This is a genomic window from Azospirillum sp. B510 (genome assembly GCF_000010725.1).
Lineage (GTDB): Bacteria > Pseudomonadota > Alphaproteobacteria > Azospirillales > Azospirillaceae > Azospirillum > Azospirillum lipoferum_B.
The window spans coordinates 13,757-31,873 of sequence record NC_013860.1; the positions used below are offsets into that span (position 1 = coordinate 13,757).

18 protein-coding genes and 1 pseudogene are annotated in these 18,117 nt (G+C 67.9%); 9 read left to right on the forward strand and 10 right to left on the reverse strand.

The genetic code is table 11. The features are described from left to right. Nucleotides 1-12: 12 nt before the first annotated feature. Nucleotides 13-960: a hypothetical protein gene (locus AZL_RS32305; protein ID WP_042446934.1), complete on the reverse strand. Its 948-nt coding sequence runs from the start codon at nt 958-960 to the stop codon at nt 13-15. Between the two features lie 283 nt (nt 961-1,243). Here AZL_RS32305 and AZL_RS36080 point away from each other — a divergent pair. From AZL_RS36080 to AZL_RS32315, 3 genes and pseudogenes are all read left to right on the forward strand, one after another. Then, nucleotides 1,244-1,408: pseudogene (locus AZL_RS36080) on the forward strand (IS3 family transposase); the annotation flags it as partial. A 201-nt stretch (nt 1,409-1,609) separates the two neighbouring features. Then, nucleotides 1,610-2,665 carry a M23 family metallopeptidase gene (locus AZL_RS32310; protein WP_042446936.1) on the forward strand — a complete coding sequence of 352 codons (1,056 nt, stop codon included), beginning with the start codon at nt 1,610-1,612 and terminating at the stop codon, nt 2,663-2,665. Nucleotides 2,666-2,856: 191 nt separating this feature from the next. Continuing rightward, nucleotides 2,857-5,574 (forward strand): right-handed parallel beta-helix repeat-containing protein, encoded by a 2,718-nt coding sequence (locus tag AZL_RS32315; protein ID WP_012978563.1) that lies wholly within the window; start codon nt 2,857-2,859, stop codon nt 5,572-5,574. Between the two features lie 37 nt (nt 5,575-5,611). On the opposite strand, the gene AZL_RS32320 is transcribed toward AZL_RS32315, so the two are convergent. Next, entirely contained in the window at nt 5,612-6,706 is a 1,095-nt protein-coding gene (locus AZL_RS32320; RefSeq protein ID WP_012974334.1) for an ISAs1-like element ISAzs12 family transposase, read from the reverse strand. A 182-nt stretch (nt 6,707-6,888) separates the two neighbouring features. Here AZL_RS32320 and AZL_RS32325 point away from each other — a divergent pair, with 182 nt between their 5' ends. Next, entirely contained in the window at nt 6,889-7,986 is a 1,098-nt protein-coding gene (locus AZL_RS32325; protein ID WP_012978564.1) for a lysylphosphatidylglycerol synthase transmembrane domain-containing protein, read from the forward strand. Further along, nucleotides 7,983-9,476, forward strand: a complete 1,494-nt coding sequence (locus tag AZL_RS32330; protein ID WP_012978565.1) for a bifunctional class I SAM-dependent methyltransferase/glycosyltransferase family 2 protein — start codon at nt 7,983-7,985, stop codon at nt 9,474-9,476. The genes AZL_RS32325 and AZL_RS32330 overlap by 4 nt, the downstream gene beginning before the upstream one ends. Before the next feature lie 4 nt (nt 9,477-9,480). On the opposite strand, the gene AZL_RS32335 is transcribed toward AZL_RS32330, so the two are convergent. From AZL_RS32335 to AZL_RS32370, 8 genes are all read right to left on the reverse strand, one after another. Continuing rightward, nucleotides 9,481-9,702: a hypothetical protein gene (locus tag AZL_RS32335; RefSeq protein WP_012978566.1), complete on the reverse strand. Its 222-nt coding sequence runs from the start codon at nt 9,700-9,702 to the stop codon at nt 9,481-9,483. 38 nt (nt 9,703-9,740) lie between these two features. After that, a complete protein-coding gene (locus AZL_RS32340; protein WP_042446938.1) occupies nt 9,741-9,974 on the reverse strand; it encodes a hypothetical protein in 234 nt (77 codons plus the stop codon). A 273-nt stretch (nt 9,975-10,247) separates the two neighbouring features. Beyond that, entirely contained in the window at nt 10,248-12,176 is a 1,929-nt protein-coding gene (locus AZL_RS32345; protein WP_148219819.1) for a PhoX family protein, read from the reverse strand. A 169-nt stretch (nt 12,177-12,345) separates the two neighbouring features. Further along, nucleotides 12,346-12,618: a hypothetical protein gene (locus AZL_RS32350; protein WP_012978568.1), complete on the reverse strand. Its 273-nt coding sequence runs from the start codon at nt 12,616-12,618 to the stop codon at nt 12,346-12,348. A 10-nt stretch (nt 12,619-12,628) separates the two neighbouring features. After that, nucleotides 12,629-13,237 (reverse strand): NUDIX hydrolase, encoded by a 609-nt coding sequence (locus AZL_RS32355; protein ID WP_012978569.1) that lies wholly within the window; start codon nt 13,235-13,237, stop codon nt 12,629-12,631. A gap of 28 nt (nt 13,238-13,265) precedes the next feature. Beyond that, the gene (locus AZL_RS32360) at nt 13,266-13,649 is read right to left on the reverse strand and encodes a type II toxin-antitoxin system VapC family toxin (protein ID WP_012978570.1); all 384 of its coding nucleotides are present in this window, start codon (nt 13,647-13,649) and stop codon (nt 13,266-13,268) included. A gap of 7 nt (nt 13,650-13,656) precedes the next feature. Then, entirely contained in the window at nt 13,657-13,890 is a 234-nt protein-coding gene (locus tag AZL_RS32365; protein ID WP_012978571.1) for a type II toxin-antitoxin system Phd/YefM family antitoxin, read from the reverse strand. A gap of 111 nt (nt 13,891-14,001) precedes the next feature. Then, on the reverse strand, nt 14,002-14,997 hold the full coding sequence (locus AZL_RS32370; RefSeq protein WP_042446941.1) for a hypothetical protein: 996 nt from the start codon (nt 14,995-14,997) through the stop codon (nt 14,002-14,004). 198 nt (nt 14,998-15,195) lie between these two features. Here AZL_RS32370 and AZL_RS32375 point away from each other — a divergent pair, with 198 nt between their 5' ends. The 4 genes from AZL_RS32375 to AZL_RS32390 all read left to right on the forward strand — a co-directional run bounded on the left by AZL_RS32375 (nt 15,196) and on the right by AZL_RS32390 (nt 18,103). Beyond that, a complete protein-coding gene (locus AZL_RS32375) occupies nt 15,196-15,408 on the forward strand; it encodes an antitoxin MazE family protein (protein WP_042446943.1) in 213 nt (70 codons plus the stop codon). Continuing rightward, nucleotides 15,405-15,728, forward strand: coding sequence for a type II toxin-antitoxin system PemK/MazF family toxin (locus AZL_RS32380; RefSeq protein ID WP_012978574.1), 324 nt, complete (start codon nt 15,405-15,407; stop codon nt 15,726-15,728). Before AZL_RS32375 ends, AZL_RS32380 begins: the two co-directional genes overlap by 4 nt. Before the next feature lie 47 nt (nt 15,729-15,775). Then, nucleotides 15,776-16,918 (forward strand): sialidase family protein, encoded by a 1,143-nt coding sequence (locus tag AZL_RS32385; RefSeq protein ID WP_247894593.1) that lies wholly within the window; start codon nt 15,776-15,778, stop codon nt 16,916-16,918. A gap of 66 nt (nt 16,919-16,984) precedes the next feature. After that, nucleotides 16,985-18,103 carry an aromatic ring-hydroxylating oxygenase subunit alpha gene (locus AZL_RS32390; protein WP_012978576.1) on the forward strand — a complete coding sequence of 373 codons (1,119 nt, stop codon included), beginning with the start codon at nt 16,985-16,987 and terminating at the stop codon, nt 18,101-18,103. Nucleotides 18,104-18,117: the final 14 nt, after the last annotated feature.

Sequence of the window (18,117 nt, forward strand, 5' to 3'; positions counted from 1 at the left end):
GGCGCATCCAGGTCAGCGGGCCTTGCCGCGGCTGGCCTTCGCCATGGAGGGCAGTGCCATGTCGATTACCAGTCGGTGTCCCCGTTCCTTGTCGGGAGGCAGGGTGGAAAGGCCGAGCAGGCGCACGGGACCAGCCTCCCCCCCCTCGTCGCTGAACAGCAGGCGGGTCCCGCCACCGTCCCGCTCCGTCCGGTAGCCGAGCGCCGTCGCCGGCAGGCGGCCGGATGGCGGTGCCTGCCACAGCGTACCGGGAAGCTTCACCTCCAGCCGACCGTCGGGGCGGCGCACCGGCGTTTCGACGCGCGGATCCTGATCGAGATCGAGCACGACGCGCAGCCCGTCCCCACCATTTGCGGTGCGGATGCGCTCCACATGGCGCGGGAGTGCCGGGTTCGCCGCGCTCTTGCTCCCGGACGGGCGGGCGTGAGTGTCGGGTGCCGGCTTCACGCTGGGGTGCGGGGGTTCCACCGCCCCTTCCGTCCGCAGGGCAAGAGCGGTCTCCTGCGGTTCGGGTTTCGTCGCCGGGAGCGGGGCAAGCGGGAGGGGAGCCGGGGCTGGGGCCGTCTGGGCCGCGACTGCGGGCGTGACAGGCTGGGGCGCGGTCGGTTGGATTACAGTTGGTTGGGGAGCCGCCGGCTGAACCTCCGCCTGCCTCTTGACCGTGTCCCTGAAGCCGCCCTGGCGGCCCTCGGCGCGGCCCTGTTGGACGTAATGGGCGTAGCCGCTGGAGATCTGCTTGTTGCGGACGGCGGCGGCGACATCGGGGTTGGCGTCCAGATAGGCGCGTTCCCGCCAGCCGGCCGGCTGCGCCATGCTGGTGTCTATTTCCGAGGTGCGGCGCCAGCCGGACATCAGCGACGGCATCGACCCGTACAGCCCCAGCCCTTCCACCGCCAGCGACAGCCAGAAGGGCGTCAGCAGCAGGAGCAGAAGGCGCAGAAGCTGGGGGATTGGCGACAAGGCGGCTCGTGTCCGTCGAAAGGGTGGCGGCGCCGGTCCCGACGGTCCGGCATGCCCCGCATGCCTACTCCCAAGCGCCGCGTCCGGTCCAGGAAAAGCCGTTGGGAAAAGCCTGCGCTCAAGATGGACCGTCGCAGAGCACGCGCAAGAGTGTTCAAGGACGTTCGGCCTTCTGAACCGCACCGGGTTTGCTGGATGCCCCGTTTCTTGAGAGACTGGGGTCGACAAGACGAAGCAAGCATCACCCAAATAGGCCCCTGAAGTGCGCGAACGCGCGGTTCGCATGGTGTTTGACCACGAAGGCGAACACGCGTCGCAGTGGGCGGCGATCAGTTCGATCGCTGCGAAGATCGGCTGCACGGCGGAGACGTTGCGGGGCTGGGTCCGGCAGGCCGAACGTGACCAGGGCAAGCGGCCCGGTCCGACTACGGACGAGCAGGAGCGGATCATATTGGTCAAGTGCCCCCGTGATAACGGCGATAGGCCGGATTCCAGCGGCCGGGCCGGAAGGCGACGGGGCCGACCCCATCCCTATGCGCCGTCGCATGAACGGAGGCATAAGGGTATGGAGATCTGGCCCTTTCCCGCCGACACCCCACCTGCTGGGGAATGGTCGGCAAGAAGGAGCGGTACCGTGCGAGGGGTCTGGATGAAGCTGCCGGTTCAGTATCGCTGGGGAGTCGCCGTCCTGGCGTTCCTGCCGTCCGGCGCTGTCGCCCAAGCTCCTGCCCCCTCTTCCGCCGGTGCGCCGGTGCTGGAACTGCCGGTGCGCTGCCGGATTGGGACGGACTGTTTCGTCCAGAATTATGTCGATGCCGATCCGGGGCCGGGGATGCGGGACTTCGCCTGCGGGCGGCTGACCTATGACGGGCACAAGGGAACCGATTTCCGGCTGACCGATCTGGAGGCGATGCGGCGCGGGGTGGCGGTGGTGGCCGCAGCACCCGGCACGGTGGCCCGCGTGCGCGACGGCATGGAGGATGTCAGCATCCGGCAGAGCGGCGGCGCGGCGGCCGGGCGGGAGGCCGGCAATGCGGTGGTGGTCGACCATGGCAATGGCTGGGAAACCCAGTACAGCCACCTGAAGCGCGGCAGCATCGTGGTCAGGCCGGGCGACCGGGTGGAGGCGGGCACGCCGCTGGCCCAGGTCGGACTGTCCGGCAACACCGAGTTCCCCCATGTCGATTTCACCATCCGCCATGACGACCATACTCTCGACCCCTACACCGGTAAGGAGGCCGGGGCCGGAGAGGCTCCGACCTGCGCCGCCGGCCAGGGTGAGGCCCCAGTGTCGTCCTCCGGGACGCTGTGGAGCGCCGAGGCGCGCCGGACGCTCGCCTACCGGCCGAGTGCGCTGCTCGGCGCCGGCCTGGCTCCCGAGGCGCCGAGGGCCGAGGTGGTCCGGGATGGCGGCTATGGCGGCCAACCCCTGCCGGCCCACACGCCGATGCTCGGCGTGTGGGCGGAACTGATGGGGGGGCGGCAGGGCGACCGGGTAACGCTGGAGGTGGCCGGTCCCGATGGCCGCCGCCTGTTCCGCAACGAGGGCGCGGTGCCGCGTCCGCTCGTCGTGCTGTTCCTCGCCGCCGAGGTCAAGAAGCCGGTTCCCGGCCCCTGGACGCCCGGCCCCTACCGGGTGACGGTGACGCTGCGCCACGGCGACGAGACGGTGTTGCGGGAAGAGCGCCGGGTGGAGTTGCGCTGAAAGCCGGTTGAGCGGGGGTCTGTCAGAGAAACTTTAAGAATTATGCAAGTGAAAACTGTCAACTCATCAGCATTTGTCACGAAATGAACACCGCTTCCCCACGCAAAATTGGCCATCCAGAAGGATGAGCCTACCTCCTTATTAAGTATTCTTGTCGTTTGATCGTCCGGTATCGGCAAGGCGATCCGGCAATGACAGACACGCAGCAGGCTTTCTTCGTCGCGACCAACGGCAACGATTCCTGGTCGGGGCGTCTGGCGGCACCCAATGTCGACGGCACCGACGGCCCGTTCGTCACGCTGGAGCGCGCGCAGAGCGCGATGCGGGCGACCGGCATCCGCGACACCTATGTCCGCGGCGGCAGCTATGCCATGACGCGCACGGTCACGCTGACCGGGGCCGACAGCGGCGTGCGCATCATGGCCTATCCGGGCGAGACGCCGGTGTTCAGCGGCGGCGAGCGGGTCGGCGGCTTCACCGCCATCGGCGGCGGGCTCTATGCCGCGACGACGTCCGCGACGGGGCTCGACCTCTCCATCGGCGGGGTGCGGCAGAAGGTGGCGCAGACCGGCGACTGGACCGCCGGCGACGCCAAATCCGGCTGGTCGGTGCTGGAGGCGGCGGCCGGCGGCGCCAGCAGGACCAGCCTGCGCGTTGGCGCCGGCGACGGGGCGATGGCGGCGGTGCTGGCCGCCGGGATCCAGCCAGGAACGATGGTCCAGACCTTCGACACCGAACGGCTGTCCGACAGCATCGTCGGCGTCGCCTCCGCCGATGCCGGCAGCCGGACCATCAATTTCACGCAAGGGGTGAAATACGCCCTGCGCAGCGGTGGCACCTACCGCCTGCTGAACGACGACGCCTTCATCCGCGACGCCGGAGAATTCGCCTGGCAGGCCGAGACCGGCCGGCTGGTGGTGAAGCCGCAGGATCCCGGCACTCTGCTTGCCCAGGGCGCGGTGGTGGCGCGGCTCGACACGCTGCTGGCGCTCAACGGGGCGAGCGGCGTCACCCTCCAGGGGTTGACCTTCGCCGACACCAGCTGGGACGGCTCTGCCCTGACGCTGACCAATGCGTCTGGCAACAGCATCGCCGGCAACCGCTTCGTCAATGTCGGTACGGCGATGACGCTGACCGGCTCGTCGTCCAACGTGATCGAGGCCAACCGGCTGGAGCATCTGGGAGCCGGCGGCATCAAGGTGACCTACGGCAGCAACGGCAACCGCATCGCCGCCAACGGCATTTCCGATATCGGCGAGGTGCTGAAGGATGTCGCCGGCATCCAGCTCTACGGCACCAGCGGCACGCTGATCTCCGGCAACGATATCCGCAACAGCCCGCGCTACGGCATCTCGATCAAGAACTGGGACGGCGCCACCGTCAACACCGGCACGGTGGTGGAATACAACCGGATCTACAACACGATGACCGAGACCGCCGACGGCGGCGCCATCGAGATGCTGGGCCGGTCCAACCTCGACACCCGCACGGTCATCCGCGGCAACGACATCCGTGCCGTCGGCGGGCTGGCGACCGACGGGTCCGGTTGGCTCGACCGCCAGAAGAGCTTCGGCGTCTATCTGGACGACATGGCCAACGGCGTCGCCGTCCGGGACAATTTCATCCAGAACACCGGCTGGGCCAGCGTCTTCATCCATGGCGGCGATTCCAACAGCGTCACCAACAATTTCGCCGTCCTGTCCAACCCGCGCGAACGCTTCATCCGGCTGGAATGGGTGCCGAGCGCCGGGAGCATCGGGCGGCTTGCCGACAACAGCGTCACCGGAAACGTCGTCTCCTCCTCCACTGGCGTCGATTACTGGGAGTTCTGGACTCCCGGTTCCTACAGCGTCACCGGCAATCTGCTGCAGGGCGCGCGTGGGCTGAATGGTGGCGACAGGGTATCGTCCGGACTGTTCGCCAACCCGGCGGCCGGTGATTTCCGGCTGGGCACCGGCGTGGCGGCGGCTCTCGGGATCCATGACCTCGACTGGTCGCGGATGGGCTCCGCAGCGCTGACTGTGCCGGGAATTCCGGCTCCTGTCACGGAAACGGGAGGCGCCTCCTCCTCCCCGGCGGCCGGTCCGGGCCCGATGCCGGAACCGGTATTCTCGCCGCTGGCCTATATCGCCTCCTATGCCGACCTGTCGGCCGTCTTCGGTACCGACGCCGCGGCCGGCGCCGCCCATTACATCGCCAACGGCCGGGCGGAGGGCCGGACGGTCAGCTTCGATCCGCTGGCCTACATCGCCTCCTATGGCGACCTTGCCAACGCCTTCGGGGCCAACGGCGACGCCGGCGCGGCCCACTATATCGCCAACGGCCGGCGCGAAGGCCGGACGGTCAGCTTCGATCCGCTGGCCTACATCGCTTCCTATGGCGATCTCGCCAACGTCTTCGGGGCCAACGGCGGTGCCGGTGCGGCCCACTACATCGCCAATGGCCGGGCGGAGGGCCGGACGGTCAGCTTCGACCCGCTGGCTTATCTCGCCTCCTACGGCGATCTGGCCGCCGCCTTCGGCGCCGACCGCAGGAGCGCCGAAATCCATTACATCACCAACGGCAGGGTCGAGGGGCGGACCGTCACCTTCAACCCGCTTGCCTATCTGGCGGCCAACGCCGACCTTGCCGCCGCCTTCGGTGCCGACAGCGGTCGGGCCGAGCTGCATTACCTGGGCACCGGCCGGACGGAGGGGCGGCGCACCACCTTCGATGCCGGGGCCTATCTGGCGGCGAACGGCGACGTGGCGGCGGCCACCGGCGGCGATCTGAACGCGGCGATGCGGCATTACATCCTGTATGGCCGCCTGGAAGGCCGGATGCTGAGCCCCACCGCTTCCAGCGTCCACGCGGCTGGGTTGCCGCCGGAGGCCGCCACCCTGGCCGCCACCGGAATGGGACGAGCATGAGCGGTGCCTTCCGTCCGCCTTGCAGGGCAATCGCATATCAGATTTGGGCGAGCAGTTTTCGGAGGAAGGCGGAATTCCAGGCGGCTCGCAGCAGCTTGACGCGGGTAGACCCCTTGGAAGCATCCTTTGAGACGAGGTTGATGGCGAGGTGCCGGAGGACGGCGAGGTTTTCGGGGCCGTTGTCCTTGCGGTTACGGGCTTGATCCTCGTTCATGGTGACGTCGAGGCGCCAATGCAGGCTGTTCTCCACGCCCCAATGGGCGCGGACGACCTCACCGCAGCGTTCGGCGGAGAGCGGCGTGCTGAACAGGTAGTAGGCGGTCTCCGTCGTCGTCTTGGCCGGGGTTTCGCGGGTACGGACCACCTTGCCGATGGCCGCCAGCCCAGGCCATTGGTGAATGGCCTGGAGCCAGGTAATGTCGGTGGAGACGACGCTGGTACGGGTCTCAATGCGGCCATGATCGCCATCAACGGTGGTGTGGCTGGTGGTGGTCGTGGTCTCGGGATCGTCGAGAAACAGGCTCACGTCAGCATGGAGCGTGCCCTGATTGCCTTTGAGCGCCAAGGCGTAGTCGCCCTTCCGATCGATGATTTTCTGGGCGATGTCGCGCTGGCAGTTGAGCGCGTCGACGGTCACGATGGTCCCTTTGAGCGCCAGCATCTCCAACAACGTGGGCACGGCGGTGATTTCGTTGGACTTGGCGTCGGTGGCGATCTGAGCGAGCACCAGACGCTGCTCGCACCCCCAGGCGCTGACCATGTGCAGGGGCGACTTAGCACTCGCCGTATCGAAGGAGCGCCGCAGCGCCTTGCCGTCGATGGCGATGACGCCCTGGCAGGTCTCGGCAAAGCGGTCCATGAAGGTGCGGAAACAGGCCTGAAACTGCTTGGGATCAAGGAGACGAAACAGCCGGCTGAAGGTATCGTGCGATGGCGGACCGCCCTTTAAGGTGAGGAATTCGCCCAGAAACTCCTGACGTTCGTCAGCGAACTCCGCCATGTCGATGCAGGTTCGCCCACCGCACAGGAACGTGCAGAGAGCGATCATCAGCATTTCATGAAGGTCGTGTTGACGAGCATTGCCCCGTCGTGGATCGTCCAGCGCTCCAAAGCACGCTTTGAACCCTTCCATCTCGTTCCCCCAACGCCCAAATCGGTCCGCCGGGTAGAATCAAATCCGATAGGAATGGCAAGGCTTTTCCGTATGCGATTCCCCTGGTCCGCCTTGCCTGATTGGGTGACAAGGCGGGCGTCAGCCGTTACAACGGCCCGTTCGGCGCCGCTGTCCCGCGGCACCCGGATTTCCATGCGGGGATGATGGCTCAGGCTCTTCTCGACACCCCCTTCACTCAATCGGCCGATCCCGATCCGTTGGGACGCGGCCCGTTGGGGAAGGGTCCGGACAAGCCGGCCGGCCGGCGGTGGCCGCTGCTGGTCAAGCTCGCGGTGACGGTGGCGGTCCTGGGCGCACTCGCCGCCGGGGCCGACTGGGCGGGCATTGGCGCGCGCCTGTCGGCTGCCGACCCCTGGCTGTTCGCCGCCGGCTTCGCCGCGAAGGCGCTGACCCTGCCCTTCGCCTCGCAGCGGTGGCGGTCGGTCGGCCGGGCCGCCGGCTTTTCCCTGACCCGCTGGACCGCCTTCCGCTTGCAGATGGCCAGCAGCTTTCTCGGTCAGATCCTGCCGGGATCGGTCGGGGCCGACCTGCTGCGCGGCTGGTTCACCTGGCGGCTCGGCCACCCCGCCGGGCCGGTGATGCTGGCGCTGCTGGTCGACCGGCTGATGGCGCTCCTGGGCGTGGTGCTGATCGGGCTGGTCGGGCTGCCGCATCTGGCCGCGGTGGCGCCGCCCGCCGTCGCCGCCACCGTGCTGGTCGGCGGGCTGGTCCTGGCCGTCGCCATGGGGCTTCTGCTGCTGGCCGGCCGTCTCCCCCGCGACCGGCTGCCGATTCCGAAGCGGCTGCGCGACGGGGCGCTGGTGCGTACCGCCTGGGGGGCGGTGGCGCAGTTGCGTGCCATGGCCGGCACCCCAGCCGCCTGGGCGGCGCTGGGCCATGGTATCGGCGTCCATCTCGCCACCATCACCGCAACCATTCTCTTCGCCCGCTCGGTCGGCCTGCCGCTCGGCTGGCTGGACGGGCTCGCCATCGTGCCGGCCGCCATCGTCGCCGCGGCACTGCCCGTCTCGCTCGGCGGCTGGGGGGTGCGCGAGGGGGCGATGGTCGCCGGCTTCGCGCTGCTTGGCTTCGATGCCGACGCGGCTCTTCTGGTCTCGCTGCTGGTCGGGCTGTCGATCGCTGTCCTGTCGCTGCCCGGCGGCCTGTTCTGGCTGCTGCTGCGCAATGAGACGGCGGCGGCGCCCGATGCCGGCTCCTCCGGCGGACCCGACGCCTTTCCCACGGATTTTTCCCGATGACAGACCTGCCCACTCCGACGCTTTCCGAGACGTCCGCCGAAACGCGTGCCCTTTCCCCCCGCCAGCAGCGGATCCGCGCCCTGTTCGACGCCATGGCTCCGCTGCGCGAGGGCTGGGCCGACCGCAACCGCGCCTTCCATGACGCCGACCGCGCCTATCTGCGTTTCCTGATCCCGGAAGAGGCGACGGTGCTGGAGATCGGTTGCGGTGTCGGCGACACGCTGGCGGCGCTCAAGCCGGCGCGCGGCGTCGGCATCGACCTCAGCCCGGCGACGATCGAGGTGGCGAAGGCGCGCCATCCGCATCTGGAGCTGATCGCCGCCGACGCCGAGGATCCGGCGACCATCGACGCGGTGGAGGGGCCGTTCAGCCACATCCTGCTGTCGGGCACCATCGGCTTCCTCGACGACATCGAGGAGACGCTGCGCCTGCTGCGCCGGGTCGCCAATCCTAAGACCCGCATCATCGTCAGCTATCACTCCCGCGTCTGGGAGCCGATCCTGTGGGCGGCGGAAAAGCTGGGGATGCGCATGCCGCAGGGGCAGCAGAACTGGCTGTCCACCAGCGACATCGTCAATCTGCTGGATCTGGCCGGCTGGGAGCCGGTGCGCCGCGAATGGCGCCAGCTGATCCCGAAGCGGCTCTTCGGGCTGGGCACGCTGGTCAACCGCTACATCGCACCCTTGCCGGGCATCCGCCGGCTGTGCCTGCGCAACTATGTCGTCGCCCGGCCGCAACCCGCCGCGCAGGAGGTCATGGTCGACGGCAAGCCGGCCTCGGTCACCGTGCTGATCCCCTGCCGCAATGAGCGCGGCAACATTGAGAACGCCATCCGCCGCCTGCCCCGCTTCGCTCCCGACATCGAGGTGATCTATGTCGAGGGCAACAGCCAGGACAACACCTTTGATGAATGCCTGCGCGTCCGCGACGCCTATCCCGACTGGGACATCAAGGTCATGAAGCAGCCCGGCAAGGGCAAGGGCGACGCGGTACGCGCCGGATTCGCCGTGGCGCGCGGCGACATCCTGATCATCCTCGACGCCGACCTGACGGTGCCGCCGGAAACCATGGGGAAATTCTATCAGGCCATGGTGTCGGGGCGCGGCGAGTTCGTCAACGGCACCCGGCTGGTCTATCCGATGGCGCCGGAGGCGATGCGCTTCCTGAACTTCCTGGCCAACCGGGCCTTCGCGCGCATCTTCTCCTTCCTGCTGAACCAGCGCTTCACCGACACGCTGTGCGGCACCAAGGTGCTGTGGCGCCGGGATTACGAGACCATCGTCGCCAACCGTCATTACTTCGGCGACTTCGATCCCTTCGGCGATTTCGACCTGATCTTCGGCGCCGCCAAGCAGAACCTGAAGATCGTCGAGGTGCCGGTGCGCTATGCCGACCGCAGCTATGGCGAAACCCAGATCTCCCGCTTCAGCCATGGCTGGCTCCTGGCCCGCATGGTGGTGTTCGCCTGGAAGAAGCTGAAGGCGTTCTGAGACTTCACACCGGTTCGGCGGCGGCCAGCGGCAGGAAGGCCTGATAGCCGTCGCGCTGCTCGGTCAGGCTGAGCAGCAGGTCGGCCAGGCTGTCGCGGGCGAAGGCGTCGTCGGTGGCGGCCAGCCGGCGGCGCACGACGGCTATGAACTCCTCCAGCACCTCCAGATGCAGGGTCGCGGAGGCGAGGACGTCCTTGGCGATGGGGGCGGCGATGGGCGCGGTCATGATGGCGGTCTTTCGCGGAAGGGGAAGCGGCGATCGGATCAGGCGGCGAGCACCGTGACGGGCTGGTCAGCGACCTCAGGGGTGCCAAGCACGGCGCGGTAGGTCTCGCGCTGTTCGGTCAGGCCGGCGAGCAGGTCGGTCAGGCTGTCGCGGGTGAAATCGCAGGTGACACCGTTCAGTTTCGACTGGGCGATCGCGATGAATTCATCGATCATTTTCAGGTGTATGGAAGCAGAGACGAAGACGGTGACGGCGCAATCGATCTTTGACATGGCGAAAATCCCTGTATTTCTGGTGGCGGCTGCCGCCTGTTCTGATGGGTTTATTGAGCCATTTTGCCAGTTAACGAGGCGTTAAGATCGCCGATTGGTCTCAGGTCGATTGGTGATTACCTCTTCCAAAGAAAATTATATTCTGCGATTTGGCGGTAGTATTACTTCTTTCGATCGAGGGTTTGATCGGGCATGAAAAAACGCGGCCGGGAAACCGGCCGCGTTCTTCATCGTCTCGGCAAGGGCCGATCAGGCCCCATCACACCGGCCCAATTATACAGGCTGCGGCAGCCCGTGGATGTAGCCGACGCCGCCGCTGCGGCGGTTGCGGTAGGCGTCGTTGATCAGGCCGGCGAGGCTGTCCTTGACCTTGTCGTGCAGGCCCTTCTCCCAGTCGCCGGGGTGCTGGAAGTTGCTCATGATGTAGGAGAAGCCGTTGACGTCGTCGACCGCCTGCAGGCCGGTCGATTCGGCCCCCGCCGGGCAGGACAGGATGCGGGACAGCTGCTTGGTATCGACGTTGTAGGCCCACAGGAAGTTGTTGACGTGGGCGCCGCTGTCCTCGCCGATCAGTAGCGTGCGCAGCTTCTCGGAGAATTTCAGGTTGTCGGGGTTGGCGATCAGGTCGGCGTCGGCGGTGTTGCCGATGGCGTCCGGGGTGGCGAGGTCGCGGCCGACCAGGGCCGGGACGGCGCTGAAATGCACCGGCACCCAGTCGCTGTCGATGGCTGCACCGGCCAGATCGGTCTGGCCGCCCGTCATCGGCAGCTGATAGACGGCGCCGGCGTTGATGGTGTCGACCTTGATGCCGCTCTTGCCGTCGCTCATCGACTTGTACATGTAGGACACCGCCATGTAGGCGGTCTTGTCCTTGGCGTTGACGGTGACGCCTTCCAGCTTGGTCAGGGCGAGCGTGGCGCCGACGGTCGGGGCGTAGCGGTGGGTCTCCAGGAAGGCGGCGGCCTTTTCCATGCCCGGCTTGAACTTGACCCATTGGGTCTTGCCGCTGAAGCCGATGGCGGTGAAGGACGGATCCTTCGGGTCCTCCTTCTTCACCTCGACGATGTCGGCGGCCTTCAGCGTGTCGGCCAGCTGCTTGATCTCGTCGCTGGTGGCGTGGCCCAGCTTGATCCACTTGAGCGCGAAGGCGCCGCCCTTGTCGATGTCCTTGCCCGGTTCCTGCTCCATCTTGGCGGAGTAGAGGGTGCCGGCGGATAGGTCCTTGGCCTTGTCGGCGATGAACATGAACAGGCCGCCGTTGGTGGCGTCGTCACCCATCAGCACCGTGCGCTCGTCCGGCATCACCTGCACCAGCTCGTGCGAGATGCGGCCCATGCAGTAGTGCTTCTTGATGCTGCCGGTGCCGTCGAGGTTCACCGTCACTTCCGGCAGATGGCCGTAGTGGTACGGGTTGGCCTTGGTCTCGTCGCCGAACAGGTTCTTGCTGTAGGCGCGGAACTGGTCGTCGGGCGCGGTCGCGTCCGGCTCGTACTCCTCGCTCGACAGGTGGGTGTTCCAGGGCGACAGGCTGGCGCCGCAGGTGATCCACAGGCCATGCACGCCGCTGGTGTCGACATTGTGGTACTGCACCAGCTTGAGCGCGCCGGTCTCCTTGTTCTGGTCCAGCGTCAGGACGGCGATCGGCGACGGCAGCTTGCCGTACATCGAGGCGTCCTTGGAATCGCGGGTGGTGTATTCGAACTGGACGACGGCGAACAGGGTGTTGCCGGTCACGCCCGCCACCTTGGCGCCGGTGATCGGGGCCAGCATGTTGCAGCCGTCCGGGCAGTCGGAGAAGAACTGCGTCGGGGTCGCCAGCGAGCCGTCGAGGATCGGCTTGCCGTTGATGTCGACATAGCCGCCGGCCATGATCGTGCCGCCCTTGCCGTCCGGAACCATGTCGCCGGTGATGAACAGCGGCTGGTAGCCCAGCGCGAAGCTCTGCTTGGAGCCGTCGGCCCAGGTCACGACCATGCTGGATTCGACCGTGGTCTTGGCCTGGGCGGCCGCGGCGGTGGGAGCGGCCATGCCGACGAACTCGACGGCGACCGGCGCGCCCTTGGCGGCTGCGGCCTCGGCGCCCGAGGCGAACAGCAGTTCCCCGGCGCCGATGCCGGCGACCGGCAGCAGCGGCAGCCCGGCGAGGGCGCGGAGCACCGAACGGCGCGACGTTTCAGGCAGCTGAACAGGCAGGTTGGTCATGGCTGGTGTCTCCCGAACCCTCATCAGGGCAAACTGCTGGCATGAGCGGTGCCATCAGGGCATGGAGGCCCGTCCGGCACGCCCTTGTTCTTGGCGAGCGTCCGGGAAGCTACAGCGGGGATGTTACAGTTTGACGGGCGCGCTCCCCTTCGGCAGGGCGCCTCCTCCCTCAGCGCGCGCTGAGCATGCAGGTGCGGTCGGAGGGCATGGGCAGGGTCGCCGCCTTGCCATCGGGCCCGGTGCCGCGCACCACGCGGCCGCCGGCCTTTCCATCCGTGGGCGGTCGATCGATGATCTCCGGGTCGGTCAGCTGGCCGGCGACCTTCCATTGCCGGGTCTGCGGGTCCTGGCAGCGTAGCTCGTAGCGGCCCTTCATCGGCTCGGCGGCGGCGGGCAGGCTGACGGCGATCATCAGCAGCATCGGGATGGCGAGGCGGATCATCGGTTCTTCCTCAGGGGGCCGTGTGGGACGGTTGCGGGCGGGACAGCACGCCGGCGATGTCGGTCTGCCACACCATGCTGACCAGCGCGATCTGGGTCAGCAGATGCATCTCGCCGCGGCCGATGGCGTCCAGCAGCTCCGTCCGCGTCAGGAACAGGATCTCGGTCTCCTCCAGATCGTCGGCGATCGGATCGGCGACGCGGCGGCAGCCGGTGGCGTGGAACATGTGCGACCAGGCCCCGCCCTGGTTGGCGTTGACGATGTAGGCGCCGAGGTCGGTCCAGCGCTCCGCCTCCATCCCCGTCTCCTCCAGCAGTTCGCGCCTCGCGGCGGCCAGCGGGTCCTCGCCGGGCGACAGATGGCCGCCGGGGAAGACCAGCCCGACCCTGCGCGGGCCGTGGCGGTACTGGCGGTAGGTGACGATCCGCCCGTCCGCCGTCTCGGCGAAGATGCAGGCGAAGGAGGGCTGGTCGAGCTGGTAATAGTCGTCGATCCGCCGTCCGTCCGGCAGTTCCACCGTCTCCACCCGCACCTTCAGGAAGGGAACGGCGTCGAGCAGCTCGCGGCTGTCCAGCACGGTCCAGGGGCAGTGGAGGCGGTCGGGGCGGTGTCCGGACATTGGGGGGCCTGCTCTGCGATGGGGGCGGTCACCACAGCCGCGTGACGATGCCGTCGAAGACCGCGTCGGCGGAGACCAGCGGCAGCTTGTAATGCATCGCCGTGGCCGCCAACAGACGGTCAAAAGGGTCATGATGGGACCAGTTCATCATGCCGGCGAGCAGGCAGACCGCCGGATCGAAGCCGGCGGCCACACCGCCCTGTTCGGCCAGCAGCGCATCCAGCCGCCCCACGAAGGGCTCCATCTCCGGCCATTTGCCGAGCCGGACCTTTTGGGCGATTTCGAAGAAGGTGATCGGGCTGACCAGCACCATGTCGGCCCCGGCGATGGCGGCGATGGCCGGTTTAGACAGGCGGGAGTCGCCGGACAGGCTCCAGGCCCAGGCATGGGTATCGAGCAGGACCGCCGTCATGCTCTCCTCAGGCTCCGCCTTCCCAGCCGTCCAGCTCTTTATCGCTCATCGGCTCGAAGAAGTCTGGTCCGCTGCCGAGCTTGTCCTTCAGCAGGCCGATGGTGAAGGCTCCGCGGGAAACCGGGACCAGCCGCACGACCGGCCTGCTTCCCTTGGCGATGACGACTTCTTCACCGCGCAGTGCCGCCTCGATCAGCCTGGACAGGTTGGTCTTGGCCGCGTGGATGGTGACCTGCCGCATCCTGGCACCTCCGTCTTTTCCGATGGAATCTAGGGACCGGGTTGCGGTTGGTCAAGTTGGCTAAGTCAATGAGGTGCAGGTCTTTTGTCGGGGATCGGGGGACCGGTTCTTTCACGGCGCCACGTAGATCTGGTTCACGAAGGGGTCGAGCCCATCCAGCATGGCGGTCGAGTGGCGGTCGAGCAGCGGGACGGTCGGGCCGTGGGGGGTGCGGTTGATGTTGTACTGCCCCGACAGCAGCAGGCGCCGGCCGCGCCGCGGCAAGGCACCCTTGTGGATGCCGTAGGTGTCGCCCATAAAGCGGCTGCCGGCCGGACCGGTCATCGTCACGGTGCCGCTGGTGCCGAAGGCGGCCTCCACCTGCGCGTCGGTCAGGGCGCGGCCGGTGGAGAGCCGGCGGCTGCGGTGGCTGCCCTTGACGAAGATGTGCGGGCCGCCGTCATCGTCCACGTCGGTCAGGTAGAAGAAGATCTTGAAGCCGCGCAGGCTGTCGAGGTCGCGGTGGTGGCGCTGGGTGCCCTTGGCGGCGTCGCGTCCGCCGAAGCTCTCCCCGCCCCAGGACCACCAGCAGCCGATGTTGTCGAGAATCGGTTTGCAGCCGAGATACAGCTCCGCTGTCTCCAGCACCTGCGGGTCGTTGAACAGATCCAGCACATGGGGGGCCCGCAGGATCTGGTCGATGCCGTGATAGCCCATGTTGGACTCCGGGCTGGGCGGGCTGTCGGGCCGGAACCAGCCCAGATGCGGGCGGAAGGGATCGTGGCAGGGGGTATTCCCGAAATAGCTGTGCAGATCCGCGACGACGGCCGGGGCGATCGGTGGCAGCAGCGGGGTGATGCCGTCCCTCTTCAGCGTCCGGCACCAGTCCCGCGCCTCCAGCGACGGGTAGAAGCCCGGCGTGCGCGGCCGCCGCGCCGCGATCAGCGCCGCCAGCCGGTCGCGCAGGACCGGGTCGGTGACGATGGGCAGGATGTCGTAGATGGCGTAGCGCGGGTCTGCCTTCGCTTTGCGCCAGTAGGCCAGCGGCGAGGGGATGCGCGTCCGCACATTGTCCAGAAAGCTGCCGACGGGGGCGGGAGCGGAGGTGGGGACGACGGAGGACGCCATGGGATGAGGCACCGCGCGAAAGGAGAATCGTTCGTGACGAAGACTCTCCATAAGGGCAGCGGTCTTTCAAGGCGTATCCGCTTCTCCGCATCGCTCCGCCGCTGAGGCTCGGTGTCGCGGGGCCTCTGATAGGGTGGGCGGGCTTGCATCACGTCGATGAAGGGTCAATGTTACATGTAACAGATGGAGTATCCGGCCATGTCCACACCGCTTTCCTTCCGGGTCCAGCGCCACCGCGACAACCTGCGTGCCGCCGGGCTGCGTCCCTTGCAGATCTGGGTGCCGGACACCCGCCGGCCCGGCTTCGCCACCGAATGCCGGCGCCAGTCGCGGCTGGTCCGGGACACCTTGCGGGAACAGGAGACGCTGGACTGGCTGGACGCGGTCCGCGATAGGGAGGGCTGGGAGTGAGGCGCGGCGATCTGGTGACGGTCGCCATGCAAGGCGATTCCGGGAAACCGCGTCCGGCGCTGGTCATCCAGTCCGATCTGTTCGACGGGCATCCCAGCGTCACCATCCTGCCGATCACGGGCGAGCTGGTGGAGGCGCCGTTGTTCCGCCTGTCGGTCGACCCGACGCCAGGCAACGGCCTGCGCAAACGCTCGCAGGTGATGGTCGACAAGGTCCAGACGATCGCCCGCGACAAGATCGGCGAGGCGTTCGGACGGTTGGGGGATGACAGCATGCTCGCGGTGAACCGGGCGTTCCTCCTCTGGATCGGACTGGCCTGAGCTGGCTTGCTGCTGTTTTTCGAAAGAGGCAGGGAAACCCGATGGCCATGACCGGTGTCGAACATCGCGTGCTGTATCGTGATCCGCGTTTCTATGCGTCCTTTCCGTCGCTCGCCCCGGTGGGGGACGGTTCCGTGCTGCTCGCCTTCCGGCGCGCCCGCGACCATCGTTGGCTGCGTGGGCCGGAGTACCGGGCGGGGAAAACCGGCTTCAACCATGTCGATCATCTCGATTCCCGCTCCCAGACCGTTCTGCTGCGACTCGGCCCCGACGCGGACCCGCTGGGGGAGGAGCTGGCACTGTCTCCCGATCCGCAGGCGGCCGACCAGGACGCCAGCCTGCTGACCCTGCGCGACGGCCGTATCCTGCTGGCCGGCTTCCGCTGGTATCCGGTGCCGTCCTCGCAGGGGGAGGACCTGCGCGCGCTGGGGATCGGGCTGGCCGGCAGTCCGCAGAGGACCGGCGACCTCTACATCTTCTGGGGCGGCTATAGCCGGCACAGCGACGATGGCGGGCGGAGCTGGACCCCGCACCGCGACCTCCCTCCCCTGCCCGGCCATCCCGACATCGTGCCGGGCCGGCGGCCCTTCCATGGCGGGGCGGTGCGCGGCCGCGCGGTGGAGGCGGCGGACGGCACGATCCTGCAAACCGGCTACACCCACCATCCCTCCACCGGCACCTACGCCAGCCATCTCTTCGCCTCCACCGACCGGGGGGAGAGCTGGGGGCATCGGGCGGTCATCGCCATCGATCCCGAGGCCAAAGCCGGCTTCTGCGAGACGGCTCTGCATCTGGACGCCGACGGGGTGCTGCACGCCTTCCACCGCACCACCGGGCTGGATGACCATCTGGCGACCTCGCGTTCCACCGATCTCGGCCACAGCTGGGAGCCGTGGCGGCGCCATGCGGTGGTCGGCCACCCCTATGACGCCTGTCCGCTGCCGGACGGCCGGCTGTTGCTGGCCGGCGGTTACCGCCATGCGCCCTACGGCATCCGCGCCCGTCTCTACGACCCGCGCCGCCAGCAGCCGGACGAGGGGACGGAACTGGTGCTGCGCGACGACGGGCCGGCGCCGGACCTGGGCTATCCGTGGGCGGCGGTGCTGCCGGACGGCCGCGCCATGGTCGCCTATTACATCTGCGACGCGACGGGGCTGCGCGGGATCGAGGCGACGCTGTTCCGGCCGTGATCGGGGACGCCTGCGACCCGCTGTACCCTGGACCGGGCGGTGGGGCGCGGGCTACCCTTCGTCCCCATGGAAAAGATCCCGCCCTTCGTTCCGGCGAAAGCCGTCCCCGGCATTCTCCCCGCCGGCTATCACGATCCGGAGATTTTCCGGGCGGAGCAGGAGCGGATCTTCCGGCACGCCTGGGTCTTCGCCGGCTTCACCGACGATCTTGCCCGGCCCAACGACTATCTGACCCGGCGCATCGGCGGGCTCGACGTGCTGGTGCAGAATTTCGACGGCGAGCTGCGGGGCTTCCGCAATGTCTGCACCCATCGCTTCGCCATGATCCACCGGGCGCCGCGCGGCAATGGCATGCTGCGCTGCGGCTATCATGGCTGGACCTTCGATCGCGACGGCGTCCCCTATGGCATCCCCGGCAACGAGGCGAATTTCGGCCTCGACCAGGCCGGTCGCTGCGGCCGCGCCCTGACGCCGGTGGCGGTCGGGCTGTGCGGGCGCTTCGTCTTCCTGCGGGTGGCGGCGGAGGGGCCGGATTTGGCCGACTGGCTCGGCGTGTATGGCGACGTGCTGCGTCATGCCTCGGAGATCTTCGTCCGTTCCTTCGACGAGCGATCGATGGAGTGGGCGGCCAACTGGAAGATGGGGGTGGAGAGCGTGCTGGAGGTCTATCATGCCGACCTCACCCACCCCACCACCTTCCGCAAGCTGGTGAAGGGCGACTGGCTCTGTGACTATGACGGCGCCCATTCCCGCGGCGTCACCTCGGTATCGGACAAGAGTGCCCGCTGGTGGGACGGCGTGTCGGAACGGCTGGGCTTCCATTCCAGCCCGGTCCTGCGCGAGTACGATCATCTGCACATCTTCCCCAACCTGGAGATCGGCTTCACCCGTGGTGCTGTGATGAGTGTCCAGACCTATGATCCGCTGGGGCCTGAGCGCTGCGCGCTGACTCTCCGGCTGTTCCTGGCCGACCCGGCGGGCGACTCCGGCAAGGGTGGTCCCGCCGCCCGCCGCCTGATCGAGGAGGGGGCGCGGGACCTCAACATCGCCCTGCTGCGCGAGGATCAGGAGGCGTCGGAGCTGGCCTTCCGGGGGTGCCGCCAGACGGAGCGCCCCGCCCTGCTCGGCCTCAACGAGGAGCGTATCCAGCAGTTCCATGCGGTGTGGCGGGGAATGATGGGCTGACGCCGTGGTCTCCT